Genomic DNA, 1,588 nt, shown 5'->3' on the forward strand with positions numbered 1-1,588 from the left:
AGCTTTGGAATGAAGAGACCGTAATAGGTATTCACAAAACCGAATTTTACCATAAGGCTGTAGTTTGGAATCATCGTAACATGCCCTGGGATCATTAAGGTAGCAAGGAACATCGTGAACCAGAAATTTTTCAAGGGAAATCGTAATTTTGCAAATGCATACCCCCCAAGCGTGTCAAACAACAAATGGCCTATAGTTACCAATAGTGCATACAGAACAGTGTTAAGTATCCACCTAGCGTAGGGAGTTATTCTGAAAATCTGCAGGTAATTGGATAGTGTTCCCGGTGCCCCAAAAACCTTAACTGGCCACCGGAAAAAATTGATATCTGGTGGCCATTTCATAATGTCGACCCCACGCTCTACTCCATTCTCATCGGTATACTTCATAGGAGTTATGGATACCAGTGCTGACCACATGAAGGGAAAAATGGAAATGACAGCATACGCAATCAAAAGTATGTATGAAACTATCAATCCTATCCTCCATTTATTCATATAACCCCTCTCTTTTCATCAGAAATACGCCTCTTCTTTGACGATTTTTCTCTGTATTGAGGTTATGACGAGTATTATGAGAAAAAGCACCATGGCTATCGCTGACGCATAACCCATGTTATGATACTCAAAAGCATTCTTGTATATGTAGTAAGATATGGTAATGTTTCTCATGTTCTTTATCAAGAAATAGATTTGGTCAAATACCTGCATGCAACCGATAATTCCCATTGTGGAAACGAACAAAATTTGAGGTCGGAGAAGAGGGAATGTGATCCTCCAAAATCTTGTCCAGAATCTTGCCCCATCTATTTCAGCTGCTTCGTAGATTGATCTCGGTATTCCTTGCAATCCTGCGAGAAACGTGATCATGAAGTACCCTGCTGTTGTCCACACATTTAAAACCATGATTGCACCTAACGCCGTACTGGGATTGTTAAGCCAGTCAACTGGTTGCAATCCAACATAAGACAGCAGCCTATTCAGCACACCAGGTTTCGAGTATATAAGCCAGAAGATCATCGATATGGCAGCTGAAGAAGAAATGGAAGGAAGAAAGAAGATAACTTTGAAAAATTTCCTGCCCCTAATCTTCATGTTCGCAGCAACGGCAAGCAGTACGGCTAATAACGTCTGAACAGGCACCACCACGCCCGAGTAAACGAAAGCGTTCTTAAGTGATATCCAGAAATACTCATCTTTGAGCATCTTCTTGAAGTTACTCAAACCGATGAAGTCTGGAACATAACTTTTGAACAGATTGCTCTTTGCTTTCATATATTTTTTCATGAAATCTGCAACGGACATCTCTTTTCTTAAATTTCCTGCGAGAAAATCCTCAATGAGTTCTTCACAGTCCAAATATTTTCTAACAGCTTCTATTTGTTTATCATTGAGCTTTACTCCCACATCGTACAGCACAAAGTTGACCGGGTCGAAGACTGCTGCAACATCTTCATGCGAAACATCGCCTTCGTTCAAAAAAATGCCAGTGTGAATCATCATTGCTTCCTCTGGCACAAATCGCATTCTGAATTTCTGTACCTCTGTTGGCTGATAATTTGTAAAGCTATAGTAAAGGCCAGCGAAGA

Annotated in this window: 2 protein-coding genes; both read right to left on the minus strand. The window is 40.6% G+C overall.

All coding sequences use genetic code 11. The features are described from left to right. A partial coding sequence (locus AC3LHT_RS10260) for a carbohydrate ABC transporter permease (protein ID WP_488662823.1) occupies positions 1-497 on the minus strand: 497 nt, incomplete at its 3' end. An 18-nt stretch (positions 498-515) separates the two neighbouring features. After that, positions 516-1,588 (minus strand): carbohydrate ABC transporter permease (locus AC3LHT_RS10265; protein WP_488662824.1); only part of this gene is annotated, 1,073 nt, incomplete at its 5' end.

Source organism: Kosmotoga sp. (assembly GCF_982836095.1).